This window comes from Enterococcus sp. LJL51 (assembly GCF_049894025.1).
Lineage (GTDB): Bacteria > Bacillota > Bacilli > Lactobacillales > Enterococcaceae > Enterococcus_L.
Genome location: NZ_JBNEQE010000007.1, coordinates 1 through 16,332 on the forward strand (window position 1 = coordinate 1; position 16,332 = coordinate 16,332).

Sequence of the window (16,332 nt, forward strand, 5' to 3'; positions counted from 1 at the left end):
AATTACATTAAGAATTATAATACCCATAGAATTCAACGGAAGTTGGGTTATCTATCACCGATAGCCTATCGAAAACAGACCGTTTAATCGCCTCTCTTTTGCCCTCTCACTTTTGGGGGTCAGTGCCCTTTTGTCTCGACCTCTTTGTTTCAAGTCTTTTTTAGAGAAGAGAATTCTCGACAACTATCTAAACTTCCAAGCGCTGCTTTGGCTCAAGCAATCGTGGAAGTAGGTCTATTTGATAGCTACATAGACATGAACAGCTAGCGCCTATTTCACATTTGAACTAAGTGATTACTTATTCATCCAATTGCCGCCAAAGAATATCAGCCTGTAGGCGGATGAAATCCCGCGCAATAGTAACGTATTATAGAGTAAGGAAGACAGATGATTGGAGATGAAATGTTATGAAGAAAAAGACGGTCTGGGGAACGCTTCTGCTTGTTGCCTACTTGCTAATCGTTATTTGGATTATCCTTTTAAAGTTTTCTGTTAGTTTTGATGATCTTGCTGCTTTGAATGATGGTCATTTAAGAAATATCAATTTGATTCCCTTTGGAGACTCGGTTGTTATTAATGGTAAGCTAGACCTTAAAGAAATTATCTACAACGCGGTAATTTTCATTCCTTTCGGCGGTTTACTGGGTATTGCAGGTAAAAATATTTCCTTGTGGGGAAAGGTCCGCTTAATTATCTTGTTTAGCTTAAGTCTGGAGATTTGCCAATATATTTTTGATTTAGGAACTTCCGACATCACCGACTTAATCACTAATGTTTTCGGCGGTCTGCTAGGTTTATTGATTTATGCCCTACTAAAAAAGTTGTTTTCAGAAGAAAAACTAGACAAGTTTCTGCTGTCGGCAGGAACACTTCTCTTTATGCTGGCTACCGGATTTGTTTTGTTTCTAATTTTCTTTAATCGTTGATTATTAGAGAATGAACTAATAAAAAGCGACAGACCCAAACATCAGGTCTGTCGTTTCTATTTTTTTATTTTATAATGGTAAATTTCGTCTCTGCAAGTGCCTGCTCAAGCTCAGTCTGAGACAGTTCCTGCTCTACAGAGAGTACAGCTTTCTTTTCAGCAAGGTTGACCTCTGCTTCTCTCACTCCCGATAAGGCTTCAAATTTTTCCTTTACAATTCCTACGCATCCGGCACATTTCATTCCTTCGATTTTTACTGTTTGATTCATTCGTCTCTCTCCTTCAATAATTGATTCATTTATTTTCGAACGGCTGTTGGTTTAAACCGTTTCAAGCGTAGTGCATTCAACAAAACTGAAACTGAACTAAAGCTCATTGCAGCTCCGGCAATCATCGGATTCAGCAGCGGACCGCCAAATAGATACAACACACCCATTGCCACAGGAATTCCCAACGTATTATACGCAAATGCCCAAAATAGGTTTTCCTTGATATTTTTAATCGTTGATTTGCTTAGTTCCACTGCGGTTGGTACATCCATCAAGTCACTGCGCATCAGCACAATATCGGCTGATTCTATAGCGACATCTGTCCCAGATCCAATAGCAATCCCGATATCCGCCTGTGCCAAAGCTGGTGCGTCGTTGATGCCGTCGCCAACCATGGCAATTTTGCGGCTTCCAGCCTGAAGTTTTTTTACCTCTGCCGCCTTATCCTCCGGCAGAACCTCGCTAAGCACCCTATCGATGCCTACTTGCTTCGCTATGGCTTCAGCAGTACGCCGGTTATCGCCAGTAATCATGGCAACTTCAATCCCCATCTGATGGAGCTTTTCGATGGCTGCTTTACTACTTTCCTTGATTGTATCAGCTACAGCAATGATTCCGGCAAGCTGCTGATTTTGAGCGATAAACATTGGCGTCTTACCCGCTTCAGCCAGCTGATCAGAGGATTCCAGAAAATCACCTAAATCAATTCCCTGCTCCATCATCAGCTTTTTATTCCCTAATAAAAGCTGATTGCCTTCAATTTCTCCCTGAATACCATGCCCAGGAATTGCTGCAAAATTTTGCATTGAATAAAGCGGCAGCTCCTGTTCTTGAGCTGCATTAACGATGGCTTCGCCCAGCGGGTGCTCAGATCCTTTTTCAGCTGAAGCGGCGTACTGAAGCAGCTCCTGTTCTGACAGATTATTCTTCACAAGGATATCTGTCACAACTGGTTTTCCTTCAGTGATGGTTCCCGTTTTATCAAACACAATTGTCTGAATTTTATGCGTTGTTTCCAGTGCATCTCCGCTTTTAATCAGTACACCGTTTTCTGCCCCTTTTCCAGTCCCCACCATAATTGCTGTTGGTGTTGCCAAGCCCAGTGCACAGGGACAAGCAATGACTAGCACAGAAATAGTGATTGTCAATGAGAAAACCCATGATTCCTGACCAATGAAATACCAAGCTAAACCAGACAATATTGCCAAGCCAATTACTATAGGAACAAAAATACCGGAAATCTTATCTGCCATCTTGGCAATTGGCGCTTTAGAACCCTGTGCATCCTCTACCAATTTAACAATTTGAGCTAAGGCTGTATCCTTACCGACTTTTGTTGCCTTGAACTGAATCGTTCCATTTTTATTGATACTTGCTCCGATAACAGCATCTCCAGCTTTTTTCTCAACGGGGATGCTTTCTCCAGTCAGCATCGATTCATCAATCGCTGTCGTACCTTCCAAAACCACACCATCAACTGGAATTTTTTCCCCTGGACGAACAACAATAATATCTCCTTGCTGCACTTGATCAATCGGCAGTTCAAGCTCCTCTTCAGCTCTAATTACACGAGCAGTTTTAGGAGCAAGACCCATTAGCTTTTTGATTGCTTCAGAGGTTTTCCCTTTGGAAACTGCTTCAAAGTACTTGCCTAGAGTAATTAAGGTTAAAATAACCGCTGCTGATTCATAATACAGCTCCATAGCGAAATGTGTATGACCGTTAAATACCATTACCGTTCCGTACAAGCTATATAAAAATGCCGCACTTGTACCTAAGGCAACTAACGAATCCATATTGGGGTGTCCTTTAAATAAAGAGCGGAAGCCGACAACAAAGAAGCTCCTGCCTAAGTATAGTACCGGCACAGTCAAAATCAGCTGTAAAACTGCAAATGTAGTGCCCGCTGCCATTGGATCAATGAAAGCAGGCAGCGGTAATCCTAGCATATGTCCCATTGCAATATATAATAACGGCACGGTGAACACTCCAGAAAGCCAGAAACGCTGCCACATATTATGAATATGCTGCTGCTTTTTTTCTTGGTCTCGCTCCACCTGATCCTTTTCTGAGATTTCCTCAACAGCCTCATACCCAGCGTCCTTTACCGCTGCAGCAATCTCACTGCTATTCTGAATTTCCGGATTATAGCTAACGGACAGTTTTTCTGTTGCCAGATTTACTGTAGCCTGCTCCACACCATTCAGACGTTTAACCGCTTTTTCCACCGTCTGTGCACAAGACGCACAAGTCATGCCTTCTATTGTATAGATTTTTTGTACTGCAGGACTGATCGCCCGAAAGCCTGCGTCTGCTACGGCTTGTGCAATCGCCTGATCACTCAATTTTTCCTCATCGTAATCCATTGTTAGTTTTTCTGTTGCCAGATTAACGGAAGCTTTGGTAACTCCTGTCAGCTTTCCCGCTGCTTTTTCAACGGTCTGTGCACAAGACGCACAGCTCATTCCTTCTATATCAAATGTTTTAGTCGACACACACGTCACTCCTTTTCCTTAATCAGATGACACTGACATTGTCCTGGAATACAATTACAAGGAACAGATGTCACTGCTTCTTTCTTTTTTTGTACAAGTAATTTTTCCAGCTGCTCAATATCTGAAAAGCTTAAGGTACTCTTTTGCAGGAGCAGACCGGCAACTTCTCCTACTTTTTTACTGCAAATTTTTGCGAGAAGCTCATCAGAGAGATCAGCCAGACTTCTTCTTTCCTCAACTAGTGCATAGTAAATGAATTTATTTCCCAAAGGCTTTGTCGCCAACAGACCCTTCTCGGATAAACGGCTTAATAATGTTTTTACTGTATTTTTCTTCCATTGCATTTTTTCATTAAGTATCGTATATACTTCGTTGCTGGTCGTTTCCTGTTGTGCCCACACAACACGCATAACTTCCCATTCTGCATCAGTAATCTTAGAATCCGTCATTTTTCGCCCTCCTCTAATTATCGATTACATTTGTAGTCGTTTTATTCTTTTTTATTCTAACTGATTTTTTTACTACTGTCAAAGCTTTTCTCTTAAAATAAAAAAACGTTCTTTCTCTCTAAAAAATAGGAGATTGAACGTTTTTAGTAGTTAGCACTTTTCATATTTTTAAAAATACAGAGGTGACCAGGCCGTTTTTACTGTAGGACTGTACATTTTTCAGTTTAACTGACTGATCAATCTGTTGAAATAAAGGTATCCCTTTTCCTAAGACTATTGGAATTGTCGTGATGATGTATTCATCAATTAAATTAGACGCTACTAAAGGAGCTACCACCTGACCGCCGCCTACAATCCAGATATCTTTTCCATCCTCGACAAGAAGCCGCTGAATAAGCGCTGTAGGTTTTTCGTCAGTAAAGGTTAGGTTTTCACGACCTTCCTCTACATTATGAGTTAAAACATAAGAATGCTTTTCTTCATAAGGATACTTTTCGGGAGAAAGCTCATTGACTACTTGATCATAAGTCTTCCGACCAAGAATTACTGTATCAATTTGTTCCATCAGCTTTTCATAGCTGTCGTCCTTTTCGCTCATTTCAATATCATCTGTTAAAAAGTCGACTGAACCGTCTTCTTCTGCTATATAACCATCTAAGCTCATCGCAATATATAAAATGACCTTTCTGTTCATAATCACTTTCCCCCCATTTATCGGCACTTATTAACCAATTATTTACTTATAGCTCATTTTCTTTGAAGTCACAAGTAAAATCAATCAATTTGTTTGCGAATCCTATGCATAAACAAAAGCGCTATTCCCAATGTCAGTATTTCGGTCAAAGGCAGACTACTCCAAACTCCTTCCACTCCGAAAAGTTTTCCCAGAATAAACACAGCCGGAATCAGTAATAGGTACCCTCTAAGAAGAACTAAAATGAACGACTGCTTCGCTTGAGCAATCGATGCATAAAAGATACTGAATACAACATTTAACCCGGAAAACAGGAAGCTGAATAGATAGACTGGAATTCCCTGAACTGCATAGCTAATTAACTCCTGATTATTCGTACTATTAAATAAATTAATAATCGGCAGCTTAAACAGCCAGACAAGCAGATACATCAAACATCCTAAAATGAAGCTGACAATTAATCCGAATCGCAGCGCCAACCTGACAGATGCATTATTCTTTCTACCAAACTCCCGACTGACAATCGGCTGAATCCCCTGAGCAGTTCCGGTAAACATCGAAAGACCTATTAAAAAAATATTGGCCAGAATACCAAAGGCTGCTACTGCGATATCCCCAGCTAAAGAAAGCAGTACGATATTAAATACAAGAATACTTACACCATTACTCATTTCTGTCAGAAATGATGGAACTCCTAATTTGAGACTTTCCCACACAACCTTCAGCTTAGGCACAGCGTATTCGATACCTAGCAGCCGACTGGCTTTCTTTCTATGGAAAGAAAGAATTGCCAAACTGAGAATAGGAGATACTGCTGTAGCCAGTGCAGCGCCTGTCATGCCCATGCCTAAGGGGAAAACAAGCAGATAATCAAAAAGAATATTAAATAAACTGGAAGCAAGCATGGCTACCATGGTCAGGTGGGGATTATTATCGTTTCTTACAAAGCTTAGGACAAAATTATTTAATAAGAAGAACGGTGCAGCGATTAAAATCACTCGTAAATAAAGAATAAGATAAGGCAGCGTTTCGGCGCTCCCTCCCAGTATCGCACCTAAAGGTTCCACAAATAGCAGCCCTGCTAATGTAAATAATAACCCGACGCCGATGCCTATTAACCCCAGCTGAGAAAAATACTGTTTGCCCCGTTCAGGATGTGTTGTTTTATGCAGGGAGAAAAGTGTCGCCCCTCCCATCCCCAGCAACAGCCCCAATCCATTAATCAGATTAAACAACGGCAATGCCAGATTCAATGCTGTCAGACCAAAAGGACCCACACCGTTGGCAATAAAATACGTATCCGCTAAAATATAGAGAGAAAGCCCCAGCATACTCAAAACATTTCGACTCACATATCCAGTCAGTTCTTTCTTCAACGTCGATTCCATTTTATTTCCTCCAAAAAAAGAGCAGATTAGTCATCCTCCTGCGGCCTATCAGATGACTTCTCTACTCATAGTTTATACAAAACCCGGCGATTTTGTTTATGAATGCTTATTCAATTTCCAGTCAGCTACAAGCTAAAGATAGTCCGGCAGCTGAAGTTGTAGCTTATTCTAGCAAGTATTACTAAGAAAAACAAGCTTTTTTATGAAAAACAGCCACCGACTAATAGCTGTATTTATGCTTTTAAATTCTGATCTTCTTCACCGTATCCTTATTTTTTCCAAAGATAATTCTATACGGATGATTACTTGTGTTGTAAACTATAGAAAACACGGTAAGAAGAGGTGGCTCATTTTGTTTGATTTAGAAAGAATACAGTCGTTAAATAATCTGGAACTAATTGTTTATCAGTATATCCTTGAGCATATAGATCAGATTCCAAAACTGACGATTCGTGAGTTGTCGGCAAACTGCCATGTATCTACATCAACTATTCTAAGATTTTGTACAAAAATGGGCTTTGAAGGCTTCTCTGAATTAAAATTTGCATTAAAAAAAGAAGAAGACCAACCCAACAGCTTTGAAGACTACTATGATTCAGCCGTCCATGTCGATTCTTTTTTGAAAAAGATTAACAAACAGACCTATCTGGAAACCTTTCAGCCTGCTGTCGATTTGATTTTAGCTGCCCGTCATGTCGCTTTCGTCGGTCTCGGAACCAGTGGTGTTCTTGGAGGCTACGGCAGTCGTTATTTCGCTAACATTGGTATCAACACTTATAGTGTCAGTGATCCCTTTACACCAATCCCTCCCCGCGGCTTTGAAAGTACCCTAGTAATCGCTTTGTCTGTTTCCGGAGAAACTACTGAGATTGTCAAAATGGTCTCAGATTTTAAACGCTCTAATGCTACGGTTCTGAGCATTACCAATGATGAAAACTCAACGATTGCTCGGCTAGCCGACTATAATATTTCCTATTATATGCCTGAAGAAAAATCTGTATATGCAGATCCTTATATTAATCTGACCACTCAGATTCCCGTGATTGCTTTGATTGAGCTTTTGGCGCATCAGGTTGGAAAACAGCTTTCCCGGGAAGCCTCAAAATAGTAATTCTTACCAAGACCCATTAAATAAAAGGACACTAGTGATTCTGTTCCATAAACATTAATTTGCAGTTTAAGAATGCCGGTAGTACAAGGCGCTTAAACTGCTTTGTTTTTTCCGTTGGAACATGTTTCTCAAAAGCCCCAAACTATTTCTTTTTATGTGGAAATCTTTTATATTAAAGCTGTAAACGTATTCAAACTTTCAAAAGGAGGCAAGCTACTTCTTCCACGGATACACTACATGAACTTATACGTATATTTTACTTATTTATGTTAAGAGGAGATGAGTTAAAAATGAATGAATTTATTAATGAAAAGCTTTTACCACCCGTACTAAAATTTGTTAACACAAAACCAATTACCGCTCTAAGAAACGGGATGCTTTATACCATGCCATTTACAATTGTCGGCTCCATATTCCTGCTTTTAGCGAATATTCCCTACACACCACTTGCTGACTGGGTAACTGAAAGCGGCTTGGCTGTTTACTTTAATCAGGCCTTCGGTGCTTCATTTGCTATCATGGCTGTCTTCGCTGTTATTGGTATTGCTTATTCTTATGTTAAAGCAGAAGGCTTTGAAGGATTACCAGCTGGTATGATTGGTCTGGTTATCTTCATCCTATTCATGGCTGGTGAAGTAACAGACGCTGAAAGCGGCGTAACAATTGGTAATATCATTGACAAGACTTGGACTGGCGGTCAAGGAATGATTACTTCCATTCTAGTTGGATTAGTGGTCGGCTGGGTATACAGCTGGTTCCTGCGTCATGATATCCGTATCAAGCTTCCAGAAGCAGTTCCTGAAAACGTAGCAAACTCATTTACAGCACTGATTCCTGCAGCTGTATTAATTACTGGCGCAATGTTCATTTACATTTTCTTCGATAAAGTATTCAATACAACATTCTTCGACTTTATCTACGACATTCTGCAGTCTCCATTACAAGGAGTAACAGATACTCTAGGCGGCGCATTGATTATCGGGTTCCTGGTTCCGTTCTTCTGGTTCTTCGGGGTTCACGGTTCAACAATTGTCGGCGGTATCATGGAGCCAATTTTACAGGCTAACTCTTTAGAAAATACAGAAATTTTAAATGCTGGTAAAGCTTTAACAATTGAAAACGGCGGTCACATCGTTACAAAACAATTCATGGATCAGTTCCAAACAGTAACAGGTGCCGGTATGACCATTGGTTTGGTTGTGTTCATGGTATTTTTCGCAAAATCTGCACAGTTCAAACAATTAGGACGCTTGTCATTAGCTCCAGCGATTTTCGGAATTAACGAGCCAATTACCTTTGCAACACCAATTGTAATGAACCCAATCATGATGGTGCCGTTTATTCTGACGCCAGTTGTCTCTTCAGTTATTACGTACTTTGCACTTTACACTGGCTTAATTCCGCTCTTTACCGCCGTCCAGGTACCATGGACCACTCCGGCAGTACTCTCCGGACTATTAGTCGGCGGCTGGAAAACAGCCTTACTACAAGCCTTTGTCCTAGTTCTTGGTTTCTTCATCTACCTGCCATTTGCACGTAAGATGGATGCTATCAACTACGCACAGGAAACAAATCAACCGATTGAAGAAGACGTACTGGAAAAAATCGAAGCACAATAATACTACAGGGACAGAAGCCGTGCTTTAGCAAAACACTCCGCTTCTGTCCCGTTTTTTACTCGAAGCAATCTGGGACCGGGGACGATAAAATAATCCCATGCCCTAAGACTGAATAAACGGTGTTTCAGAGGCTGACTCCGCGGAAATAAATCGAGCGACACTGAAAATAAGAGAAGCTCCATGCAGGTAGCAATCAATATTTACTCGGTTCCCTTGTAGTGTTTCTTGATAATTTTCGTCTGATTCTTATTATTTATCGAGCCAGAATACTTCTGTTACAACCTCAACACACACTATGAATAAAGAGGTAGATGCATATGTCAATTTTAAAAAAAGATTTTCTTTGGGGCGGGGCAGTTGCTGCTCATCAGCTAGAAGGCGGCTGGGATCAAGGCGGCAAAGGCATTAGCGTTGCTGACGTAATGACTGCTGGAGCGCATGGTGTTCCGCGAAAAATTACAGATGGTGTTATTCCGGGAGAAAATTATCCAAATCATGAAGCAATTGATTTTTATCATCATTACAAAGAGGACGTAAAGCTCTTTGCTGAGCTTGGTCTTAAATGCTTTCGAACATCCATCGCATGGAGCCGAATTTTTCCAAAGGGCGATGAAAATCAGCCGAATGAAGAAGGTCTTCAGTTTTACGACGACTTATTCGATGAATGTCTGAAGTATGGTATTGAACCAGTAATCACCCTTTCTCATTTTGAAATGCCTTACCATTTAGTTACAGAGTACGGCGGCTGGCGAAACCGTAAAACAATCGATTTTTTTGTTAAATTTGCTGAAGTTTGTTTTGAACGCTACAAAGAAAAAGTAACCTACTGGATGACCTTTAATGAAATTAATAACCAAACAAACTTTGAAGAAGATTTTGCTCCGTTTACTAATTCCGGCATCAAATATGCCGAAGGTGAAAATCGGGAAGAAATTATGTATCAGGCAGCTCACTATGAGCTAGTTGCCAGTGCAGAAGCTACCCGGATTGGTCATGCCATTAATCCTGATTTCCAAATTGGCTGTATGATTGCTATGGTGCCGATTTATCCTTATTCCTGTGCACCCCAGGACATGATGGCGTCTGTGATTGCCATGCAAAAACGCTATTGGTTTACCGATGTCCACGTTAGAGGACGCTATCCTAGCTACATTGAGCGTTATCTTGACCGCCAGGGTTATCGACTGGATATTACGCCGAAGGACTTGGATACTCTAGCCAACGGCTGTGTAGACTATATTGGTTTCAGCTACTATATGTCATTTGCTGTGAAAGATCATGACAAAGGACCTGCCTATGACTATGATGAATCAAAAGATTTGGTGACAAACCCTTACGTACAAGCGTCTGACTGGGGCTGGCAGATTGACCCGACTGGACTTCGCTATGCAATGAACTGGTTCAATGAGCGCTACGAGCTCCCCTTGTTTATTGTTGAAAACGGCTTTGGAGCAATTGATGAATTGACACCTGATAAAACAGTTGATGATCAATACCGGATTGACTATTTAAAGGCTCATATAGAAGCAATGAAAGAGTCTGTAGAGTACGACGGGATAGATTTAATCGGCTATACCCCTTGGGGCTTTATTGATTTAGTATCAGCAGGAACCGGCGAAATGAAAAAACGCTACGGCTTTATCTATGTTGATAAAGATAACGATGGTAACGGCACAATGGAACGCTTTAAAAAGAAATCCTTCAGCTGGTACCAAGAGGTTATTCAAACAAATGGAGAAAAACTATAAGAATACCATCACTATTCTGTAGATTTTCGATAAAATGAATCCGGGAGCTTCTTTAAGAAAAATGCTGGGGCAGAGACGTTACGCTCATTTCCCAAAAGGTTGTTTCTGTTCCAGCGTTGTTGGCTTTTAGAAAAATAAGAGTTTGAGATTATGGCTCAAGCTCTTCCCTACTATACTAAAACCCTGCTTTTGCACGTATCTTCCGCAAAAACAGGGTTTTAGTATTCTTTATCATTTAACACCTTGTTTGACTTAAAAATTAACTCGCACCTTCCAGAAAAGCTCCCTGCTTCTCGCTGCATTCTCTGTGCTAAACCTCAAGTACAAAGCGTTCTGTAGGATAATTAAATTCGACAAGCTCTCCTGCTGGCTTAAAGCTTAAATGCAGCAGCCGCTCCCGACAACCAATATCCAGCTTATCCTGCGCCCGAAAAGTGGTTGTAAACAGCGTTGTCCGTTTTTTGTTGAATAACGCTCTAGTATAATCAATCAGCTGCTTTTCCAGTTCTAATGACCAAGTCACCGGCAGAGAGGTTAAGCCCTCAATTAAATTTTTCTCTTTATCAATGATTAGCAGCCCCAAACAGGTCTTCCCCACTTTACTTATGATTACTTCCCCTTGGCCAATCCGCTGAGTTATCACTGAAACAAATGTTCGTTCTTCCCAATAGGGGAACGTTCCTTTTACCGCACGCATTAGCTGACAGATATCCTCAAGCTCGCCAATTACTGCTTGTTTTGTCTTAACTGCTCCTTGGTAATCCTTGGTCAGCTGATCAAAGAGCAGCAGCGATTCAGCAATTCCAAATTCTTTTTGAGCTGCCCGAAATTTCTTGGGTGTGGTTTTATAAAGTGTTGTAAAAGCCTTGGTAAAGGACTGCTGATTCTGATACCCGTTGTCCAGAGCTACATCAATAATCGTTTTATCTGTAGCAAGAAGCTGCTGTCCAGCTAAATGAAGGCGGCGGCGTTTGATGTAATCATATAAAGACAGTTGACTAATTTCGTGAAATTCGTGAAGGAGATAGTGCGACGAATAATGCAGCTCACGGGCAATTTCTTCGACAGACAGCGGTTTTTCCAGCCTCATCTCAATATAGTCGACAGCCGCGGCAGTTAACTGACGCTTGTTCATATTACTCCCCCCTTTGGATAAAATAGAGCCTGTGCATGGCACGAGTGGCAATGACAAAAAGCTGCTGTTTCCCAATTGCTCCGGGGTAATTAGCCGCCGAGGCTTCAACCGCAATCACTGCATCAAATTCTAATCCTTTAGAAGTGCCTACAGAACAAATAATCAGCTGCTTATCTGTCAGCTTTTCCTCAGAACCCTTCAGCCAGCTTAAGGTTAGTCCTTTTTCTACCAGTTTAGTATACCAGAATTCTGCTTGTTTGTTCGTTTTAGTAATCAAAGCGATGCCGGACTTCTCGCCTAACTGCTCAATTAACAAGCAAATCTGATTTAGTTCTTCTTCAATAGTGGCTACATGGATTATTTTCGGCTGTTCGCCGTGTCGCAGAACCGGTTCAATTATCTGATCATCAATAATCTGTTTAGCAAAGCGCATAATCTCATAAGTTGAACGATAGCTTTTCGTCAAATGAACCACTGGTGTATCTGGAAAAATCTGTGTTAGCTGCGCAATAGACATCTCATTGTGCTCATTCAGCTGTTGAGTATAATCACCGACAAGCAGCTTGGGGCATTTGAACAGCTTATTAAAGACCATATATTGTATGGGAGTATAATCCTGCATCTCATCAATGATTAGATATCGAATTTCCGCCGCAAGCTCAATCCCTTCAAAATACATTCGGCTATAGATTAATGGAAACAGCTCTGAATAGCTATAGCTGCGGCTTTCGAGGAGCTTAGCCCGCTCCAAAAATGCCCGATAAATTTGTTGAAAGCTGCGAAACCTATACATGGTCAGCAGTTTGGTTTTAATCTGCGTTACTGTCGGCATTTTACTTGGACGAAAGGGCTTCAATTTTAGCTCTTCAATAATTTCTGCAGCAATCTGCCGCAAGCGTTCTGTAACACTTTGCCTTTTGTAGGCCTGAAAGCGCGTGTTAAGAAAGTGTTCATCAAAGACATACTCCCCAATGATTAACGGCTGAGGGACAAAAGCTGTTTGATCCAGTTCTTCTAAAAACTGCTGTAGATCATCACCAGCCTGAACGGAACCAAGATAGCTGTTTTTTTTGTCAGTAATGTCTGCATCCAGTGATAGCTCTACTTCTTCTATACGAGAATAAGCCGGACGGGTTAAAGAAAATTGAACGGCAAACGCATCAATTGTCCATTCACGGATTGGCTCCTCTCCCAGTTCTGGCAGAACCTGAGCGATAAAGCTGCCGAATACCTTATTAGGGGAAATTATTAGAATTTCTTCTGAAGAAAGCTCTTCTCTGTAATGATAAAGCAGGAAAGCAATCCGATGCAGGGCAATCGATGTTTTTCCTGAGCCTGCTACTCCTTGAATAATTAGATTTTTAACATGAGTATTCCGGATAACAGCATTTTGTTCCGTCTGAATTGTACTAATAATAGCTGACATTTGACCGCCGCTTTGATTGCTGAGTTCTTTTTGCAGCACATCGTCAAAAACAGTCTTGCCGGACTCAAGGACATAATCAATCTTTCCATCTAAAAATTTTACCTGACGCTTTTTAGTTATTTCTCCATGAACCTTCCCATTAGGAGCTAGATAGCTGGCAGGTCCAATATCAAAATCATAAAAAATACCCGCAATCGGTGCCCGCCAGTCATAAATAATCAGTTCATGTTCCTTCGTTGAAAAAGAAGACCGGCCAATATAAATTTCTTCTGCCATCCTTTCTCCTGCAAATAAAAAGTCAACACGGGTAAAATAAGGATTTTGTTTTTGCCGGCGAATTTTTTCAAGCTGTTGAAAGCTGATAGACTCTGCGAGCTGCTGCTGCTCCTGAAGCCGGGAATTAGTGAACATTTCATGCGGATCAATTTCTCCTTTATAGCTTACCAGATATTCTTGAAACTGTTTGGATTCACTTGCGAAATTCATTAGCTCTTTTGTCAGCTCTGTCTCGCGAGCAAGCAGCAATGCCCTTATTCTCCCCCAGTTTTGCTCTTCTTCTTGTTTCACCCTAGTCATTTTTTCACTTCCCTTCGCTTATTTGTCTAATCAATAATTATAATTGAAATAATCTTACTTTTTTTGTCCAATCCTGCGGTTTCTCTTGATAAACTGTATCCTACGGCATTTTTACTAAGAAAAAAACAATCGAAGAACTGCTGCGGCAGTCATCCGATTGTTTAAGATTATACATTTTTGTCAGATTTTCTCTAAAGTTTACTATTTAAATATACTGTCCGGTCAATGAATCAGCTTCTTTGATAGCTGCGGGATATCCTTCAAAGATAATTTTTCCGCCCTGATCGCCGCCATCTGGTCCAATATCTACAATCCAGTCTGCCTGGCGAATGATATCCACATGATGCTCAATGACAACAACGGTATTTCCCTGGTCAACCAAATGATTCATAATTTCCATAATATGATCAATGTCTGACAAGTGAAGACCAGTAGAAGGTTCATCCAGCACATAGATACTACCTTTCTTATAAAACTCGCTGGCCAGCTTCATCCGTTGACATTCGCCACCCGAAAGGGTACTCATCGGCTGTCCAATAGTCAAGTAGGCTAACCCAACTTGAGCCATTGCCTTCAGTTTTTTGAGGATTGCAGCTTCCTGAAAGAATTCCAAGCCCTCTTCAACAGTTAAACCCAGCACTTCATTAATAGTTTTGCCCTGATACATGTAATCCAGAACTTCCTGCTTGAAGCGTCGACCTTCACAGACAGTACATTCCATTTTCACAGCATCCATAAAGGCTAAATTTGTTTCAATGTATCCTTGTCCTTTACAGTTTTCACAAGCTCCTTTGGAATTGTAGCTAAACAACGAAGGTGAAACATTATTCACTTTGCCAAATAATTTTCTGATGCCGTCCATGATGCCGATATAGGTTGCAGGATTCGAACGGGAGTTGGTCTGAGCTGCTGCCTGATCAATAATAATCGTTTCTGGATATGCCTTTAGAAACGATTCTCTTACCAAGGTACTTTTTCCCGAACCAGCCACCCCGGTAATCAAAGTCAGCGTCTGTTTAGGAATAGTCAGTGCAGCAGCTTTCAGGTTGTGCTTCGAGGTACTTTTTCCCTTGTAAAACTCATTTGCTTTTCTTGGCTGCTGTTTAATTGGAATCTGCTTCTTTAAGAACCTTCCTGTCAATGTATCAGACGCTAATAGCTGATCATAAGTACCCGTAAACATGATTTCACCGCCATGCTTCCCGGCATGAGGACCGACTTCAATCACATGGTCCGCAATTTTGATTACATCTGGATCATGCTCAATGACAATCACTGTGTTGCCTTTATCTCTCAACTTAATTAATAGCTCGTTCAACCGGTGAACATCTCGTGGATGCAGCCCAATACTAGGCTCATCAAAAATATACAGCAAATCTACCAAGCTGTTGTTCAAGTGCTTCACCATTTTTACCCGCTGGGATTCTCCACCAGACAAGGTGGTTGTCTCTCTATCCAAGCTGAGATACCCTAACCCAATATCGACTAAGTTACCAACCTTCTCCTTCAACCCCGTTAAAATGGGCTGAGCTTCTGGCAGGGGAATTGCTTCCAGACAATTTTTTAAATCCTTTAGCTGCATCGCCGTAAGCTCAGCAATTGAGTGATTGGCTACCTTTACGCTCAATGCTCTTTGCGACAGTCGCTTCCCTTCACAAACAGGACACACCGCTTCATGACTGTGCTCAGTAATAATTTTTTGAGCCCTTGGCGTTATCTCCCCTTCTTTCATTAGATACAGCCGATTAAATCTAGTTACTAACCCTTCATAGCTTGAGTTCACTCCATCGATTTTTACTTTTAAATCTTTGCCATGCATTAGGAGCTCTCGTTCTTCTGGGGAATAGTCTTTGATTTTTTTGTCAAGATCAAACAGACCTGAATCAAGATAGCTTTTCATATACCATTCTGTATTTTTTATAGGCGGAAAAATAATTCCCCCTTCAGCTAAAGAAAGCTTTTCATCTACCAGCTTCTCTTCAGCTACCTCAACAATTTTCCCGATTCCCTGACACTGCTCGCACATTCCTTCTTTATCGTTGAAGGAAAAGTAATTGGCTGTCCCGATACTTGGCTGACCCACTCTAGAGTAAAGAACTCTCAACAAGGAATTAATGTCTGTAATTGTGCCTAACGTCGAGCGCGAATTTCCTCCCAGCCTTTTTTGATCAATCACTACTGAAGTTGACAGATTTTCAATAGATTCAACATCCGGTGCTTTGTACTTCGGTAAAAACGTCCGGACAAACGCGCTAAAGGTTTCATTCAGCTGCCTCTGAGATTCACTGGCAATTGTTTCAAATACGATTGATGACTTACCAGAACCGGACACCCCTGTAAAAACAATAATTTTTCTTTTGGGAATTTCCACATCCACATTTTTCAAGTTATTCTCATTCGCTCCGACAATCCGCAAATATTCTGTCATATCAATTCCTCCTTTTATCGCAGTAACCCTATAATATCACTTTAAAGCAAGTTCTAAACTTTTATAAAA

Annotated in this window: 13 protein-coding genes; 5 read left to right on the forward strand and 8 right to left on the reverse strand. The window is 40.9% G+C overall.

The window, feature by feature from the left end; translation table 11 throughout:
• Positions 1 to 6: 6 nt before the first annotated feature.
• Both ACPWSO_RS08515 and ACPWSO_RS08520 read left to right on the forward strand, forming a co-directional pair.
• Positions 7 to 87 carry an IS3 family transposase gene (locus ACPWSO_RS08515; RefSeq protein WP_426081163.1) on the forward strand — a complete coding sequence of 27 codons (81 nt, stop codon included), beginning with the start codon at positions 7 to 9 and terminating at the stop codon, positions 85 to 87.
• Positions 88 to 407: 320 nt separating this feature from the next.
• Entirely contained in the window at positions 408 to 926 is a 519-nt protein-coding gene (locus tag ACPWSO_RS08520) for a VanZ family protein (RefSeq protein WP_426082501.1), read from the forward strand.
• Positions 927 to 990: 64 nt separating this feature from the next.
• Here ACPWSO_RS08520 and ACPWSO_RS08525 read toward each other — a convergent pair whose 3' ends face one another.
• From ACPWSO_RS08525 to ACPWSO_RS08545, 5 genes are all read right to left on the reverse strand, one after another.
• Positions 991 to 1,194 carry a heavy-metal-associated domain-containing protein gene (locus ACPWSO_RS08525; RefSeq protein ID WP_426082503.1) on the reverse strand — a complete coding sequence of 68 codons (204 nt, stop codon included), beginning with the start codon at positions 1,192 to 1,194 and terminating at the stop codon, positions 991 to 993.
• 29 nt (positions 1,195 to 1,223) lie between these two features.
• Entirely contained in the window at positions 1,224 to 3,689 is a 2,466-nt protein-coding gene (locus tag ACPWSO_RS08530; RefSeq protein WP_426082505.1) for a heavy metal translocating P-type ATPase, read from the reverse strand.
• A gap of 5 nt (positions 3,690 to 3,694) precedes the next feature.
• On the reverse strand, positions 3,695 to 4,138 hold the full coding sequence (locus tag ACPWSO_RS08535) for a CopY/TcrY family copper transport repressor (RefSeq protein ID WP_426082506.1): 444 nt from the start codon (positions 4,136 to 4,138) through the stop codon (positions 3,695 to 3,697).
• Positions 4,139 to 4,298: 160 nt separating this feature from the next.
• Entirely contained in the window at positions 4,299 to 4,832 is a 534-nt protein-coding gene (locus ACPWSO_RS08540) for a dihydrofolate reductase family protein (RefSeq protein WP_426082508.1), read from the reverse strand.
• A gap of 80 nt (positions 4,833 to 4,912) precedes the next feature.
• Positions 4,913 to 6,220, reverse strand: coding sequence for an MATE family efflux transporter (locus ACPWSO_RS08545; RefSeq protein WP_426082509.1), 1,308 nt, complete (start codon positions 6,218 to 6,220; stop codon positions 4,913 to 4,915).
• A 352-nt stretch (positions 6,221 to 6,572) separates the two neighbouring features.
• Between ACPWSO_RS08545 and ACPWSO_RS08550 the strand changes: the two genes are divergently transcribed.
• The 3 genes from ACPWSO_RS08550 to ACPWSO_RS08560 all read left to right on the forward strand — a co-directional run bounded on the left by ACPWSO_RS08550 (position 6,573) and on the right by ACPWSO_RS08560 (position 10,698).
• Positions 6,573 to 7,328 carry a MurR/RpiR family transcriptional regulator gene (locus ACPWSO_RS08550; RefSeq protein ID WP_426082510.1) on the forward strand — a complete coding sequence of 252 codons (756 nt, stop codon included), beginning with the start codon at positions 6,573 to 6,575 and terminating at the stop codon, positions 7,326 to 7,328.
• Positions 7,329 to 7,621: 293 nt separating this feature from the next.
• Entirely contained in the window at positions 7,622 to 8,950 is a 1,329-nt protein-coding gene (locus ACPWSO_RS08555; protein WP_426082511.1) for a PTS sugar transporter subunit IIC, read from the forward strand.
• Between the two features lie 317 nt (positions 8,951 to 9,267).
• Positions 9,268 to 10,698: a 6-phospho-beta-glucosidase gene (locus ACPWSO_RS08560; RefSeq protein ID WP_426082512.1), complete on the forward strand. Its 1,431-nt coding sequence runs from the start codon at positions 9,268 to 9,270 to the stop codon at positions 10,696 to 10,698.
• A gap of 310 nt (positions 10,699 to 11,008) precedes the next feature.
• Here ACPWSO_RS08560 and ACPWSO_RS08565 read toward each other — a convergent pair whose 3' ends face one another.
• The 3 genes from ACPWSO_RS08565 to ACPWSO_RS08575 all read right to left on the reverse strand — a co-directional run bounded on the left by ACPWSO_RS08565 (position 11,009) and on the right by ACPWSO_RS08575 (position 16,263).
• The gene (locus tag ACPWSO_RS08565; RefSeq protein ID WP_426082513.1) at positions 11,009 to 11,833 is read right to left on the reverse strand and encodes a helix-turn-helix transcriptional regulator; all 825 of its coding nucleotides are present in this window, start codon (positions 11,831 to 11,833) and stop codon (positions 11,009 to 11,011) included.
• A gap of 1 nt (position 11,834) precedes the next feature.
• A complete protein-coding gene (locus ACPWSO_RS08570) occupies positions 11,835 to 13,835 on the reverse strand; it encodes a HelD family protein (protein WP_426082514.1) in 2,001 nt (666 codons plus the stop codon).
• Between the two features lie 205 nt (positions 13,836 to 14,040).
• Positions 14,041 to 16,263: an ATP-binding cassette domain-containing protein gene (locus tag ACPWSO_RS08575; RefSeq protein WP_426082516.1), complete on the reverse strand. Its 2,223-nt coding sequence runs from the start codon at positions 16,261 to 16,263 to the stop codon at positions 14,041 to 14,043.
• Between the last annotated feature and the right edge of the window lie 69 nt (positions 16,264 to 16,332).

What these genes read in the sequence shown, in the direction of transcription:
- ACPWSO_RS08525 (WP_426082503.1), bottom strand. Translation starts at nt 1,194, where the DNA reads ATGAATCAAACAGTAAAAATCGAAGGAATGAAATGTGCCGGATGCGTA.
- ACPWSO_RS08545 (WP_426082509.1), bottom strand. Translation starts at nt 6,220, where the DNA reads ATGGAATCGACGTTGAAGAAAGAACTGACTGGATATGTGAGTCGAAAT.
- ACPWSO_RS08575 (WP_426082516.1), bottom strand. Translation starts at nt 16,263, where the DNA reads ATGACAGAATATTTGCGGATTGTCGGAGCGAATGAGAATAACTTGAAA.
- ACPWSO_RS08565 (WP_426082513.1), bottom strand. Translation starts at nt 11,833, where the DNA reads ATGAACAAGCGTCAGTTAACTGCCGCGGCTGTCGACTATATTGAGATG.
- ACPWSO_RS08560 (WP_426082512.1), top strand. Translation starts at nt 9,268, where the DNA reads ATGTCAATTTTAAAAAAAGATTTTCTTTGGGGCGGGGCAGTTGCTGCT.
- ACPWSO_RS08520 (WP_426082501.1), top strand. Translation starts at nt 408, where the DNA reads ATGAAGAAAAAGACGGTCTGGGGAACGCTTCTGCTTGTTGCCTACTTG.
- ACPWSO_RS08555 (WP_426082511.1), top strand. Translation starts at nt 7,622, where the DNA reads ATGAATGAATTTATTAATGAAAAGCTTTTACCACCCGTACTAAAATTT.
- ACPWSO_RS08535 (WP_426082506.1), bottom strand. Translation starts at nt 4,138, where the DNA reads ATGACGGATTCTAAGATTACTGATGCAGAATGGGAAGTTATGCGTGTT.
- ACPWSO_RS08540 (WP_426082508.1), bottom strand. Translation starts at nt 4,832, where the DNA reads ATGAACAGAAAGGTCATTTTATATATTGCGATGAGCTTAGATGGTTAT.
- ACPWSO_RS08570 (WP_426082514.1), bottom strand. Translation starts at nt 13,835, where the DNA reads ATGACTAGGGTGAAACAAGAAGAAGAGCAAAACTGGGGGAGAATAAGG.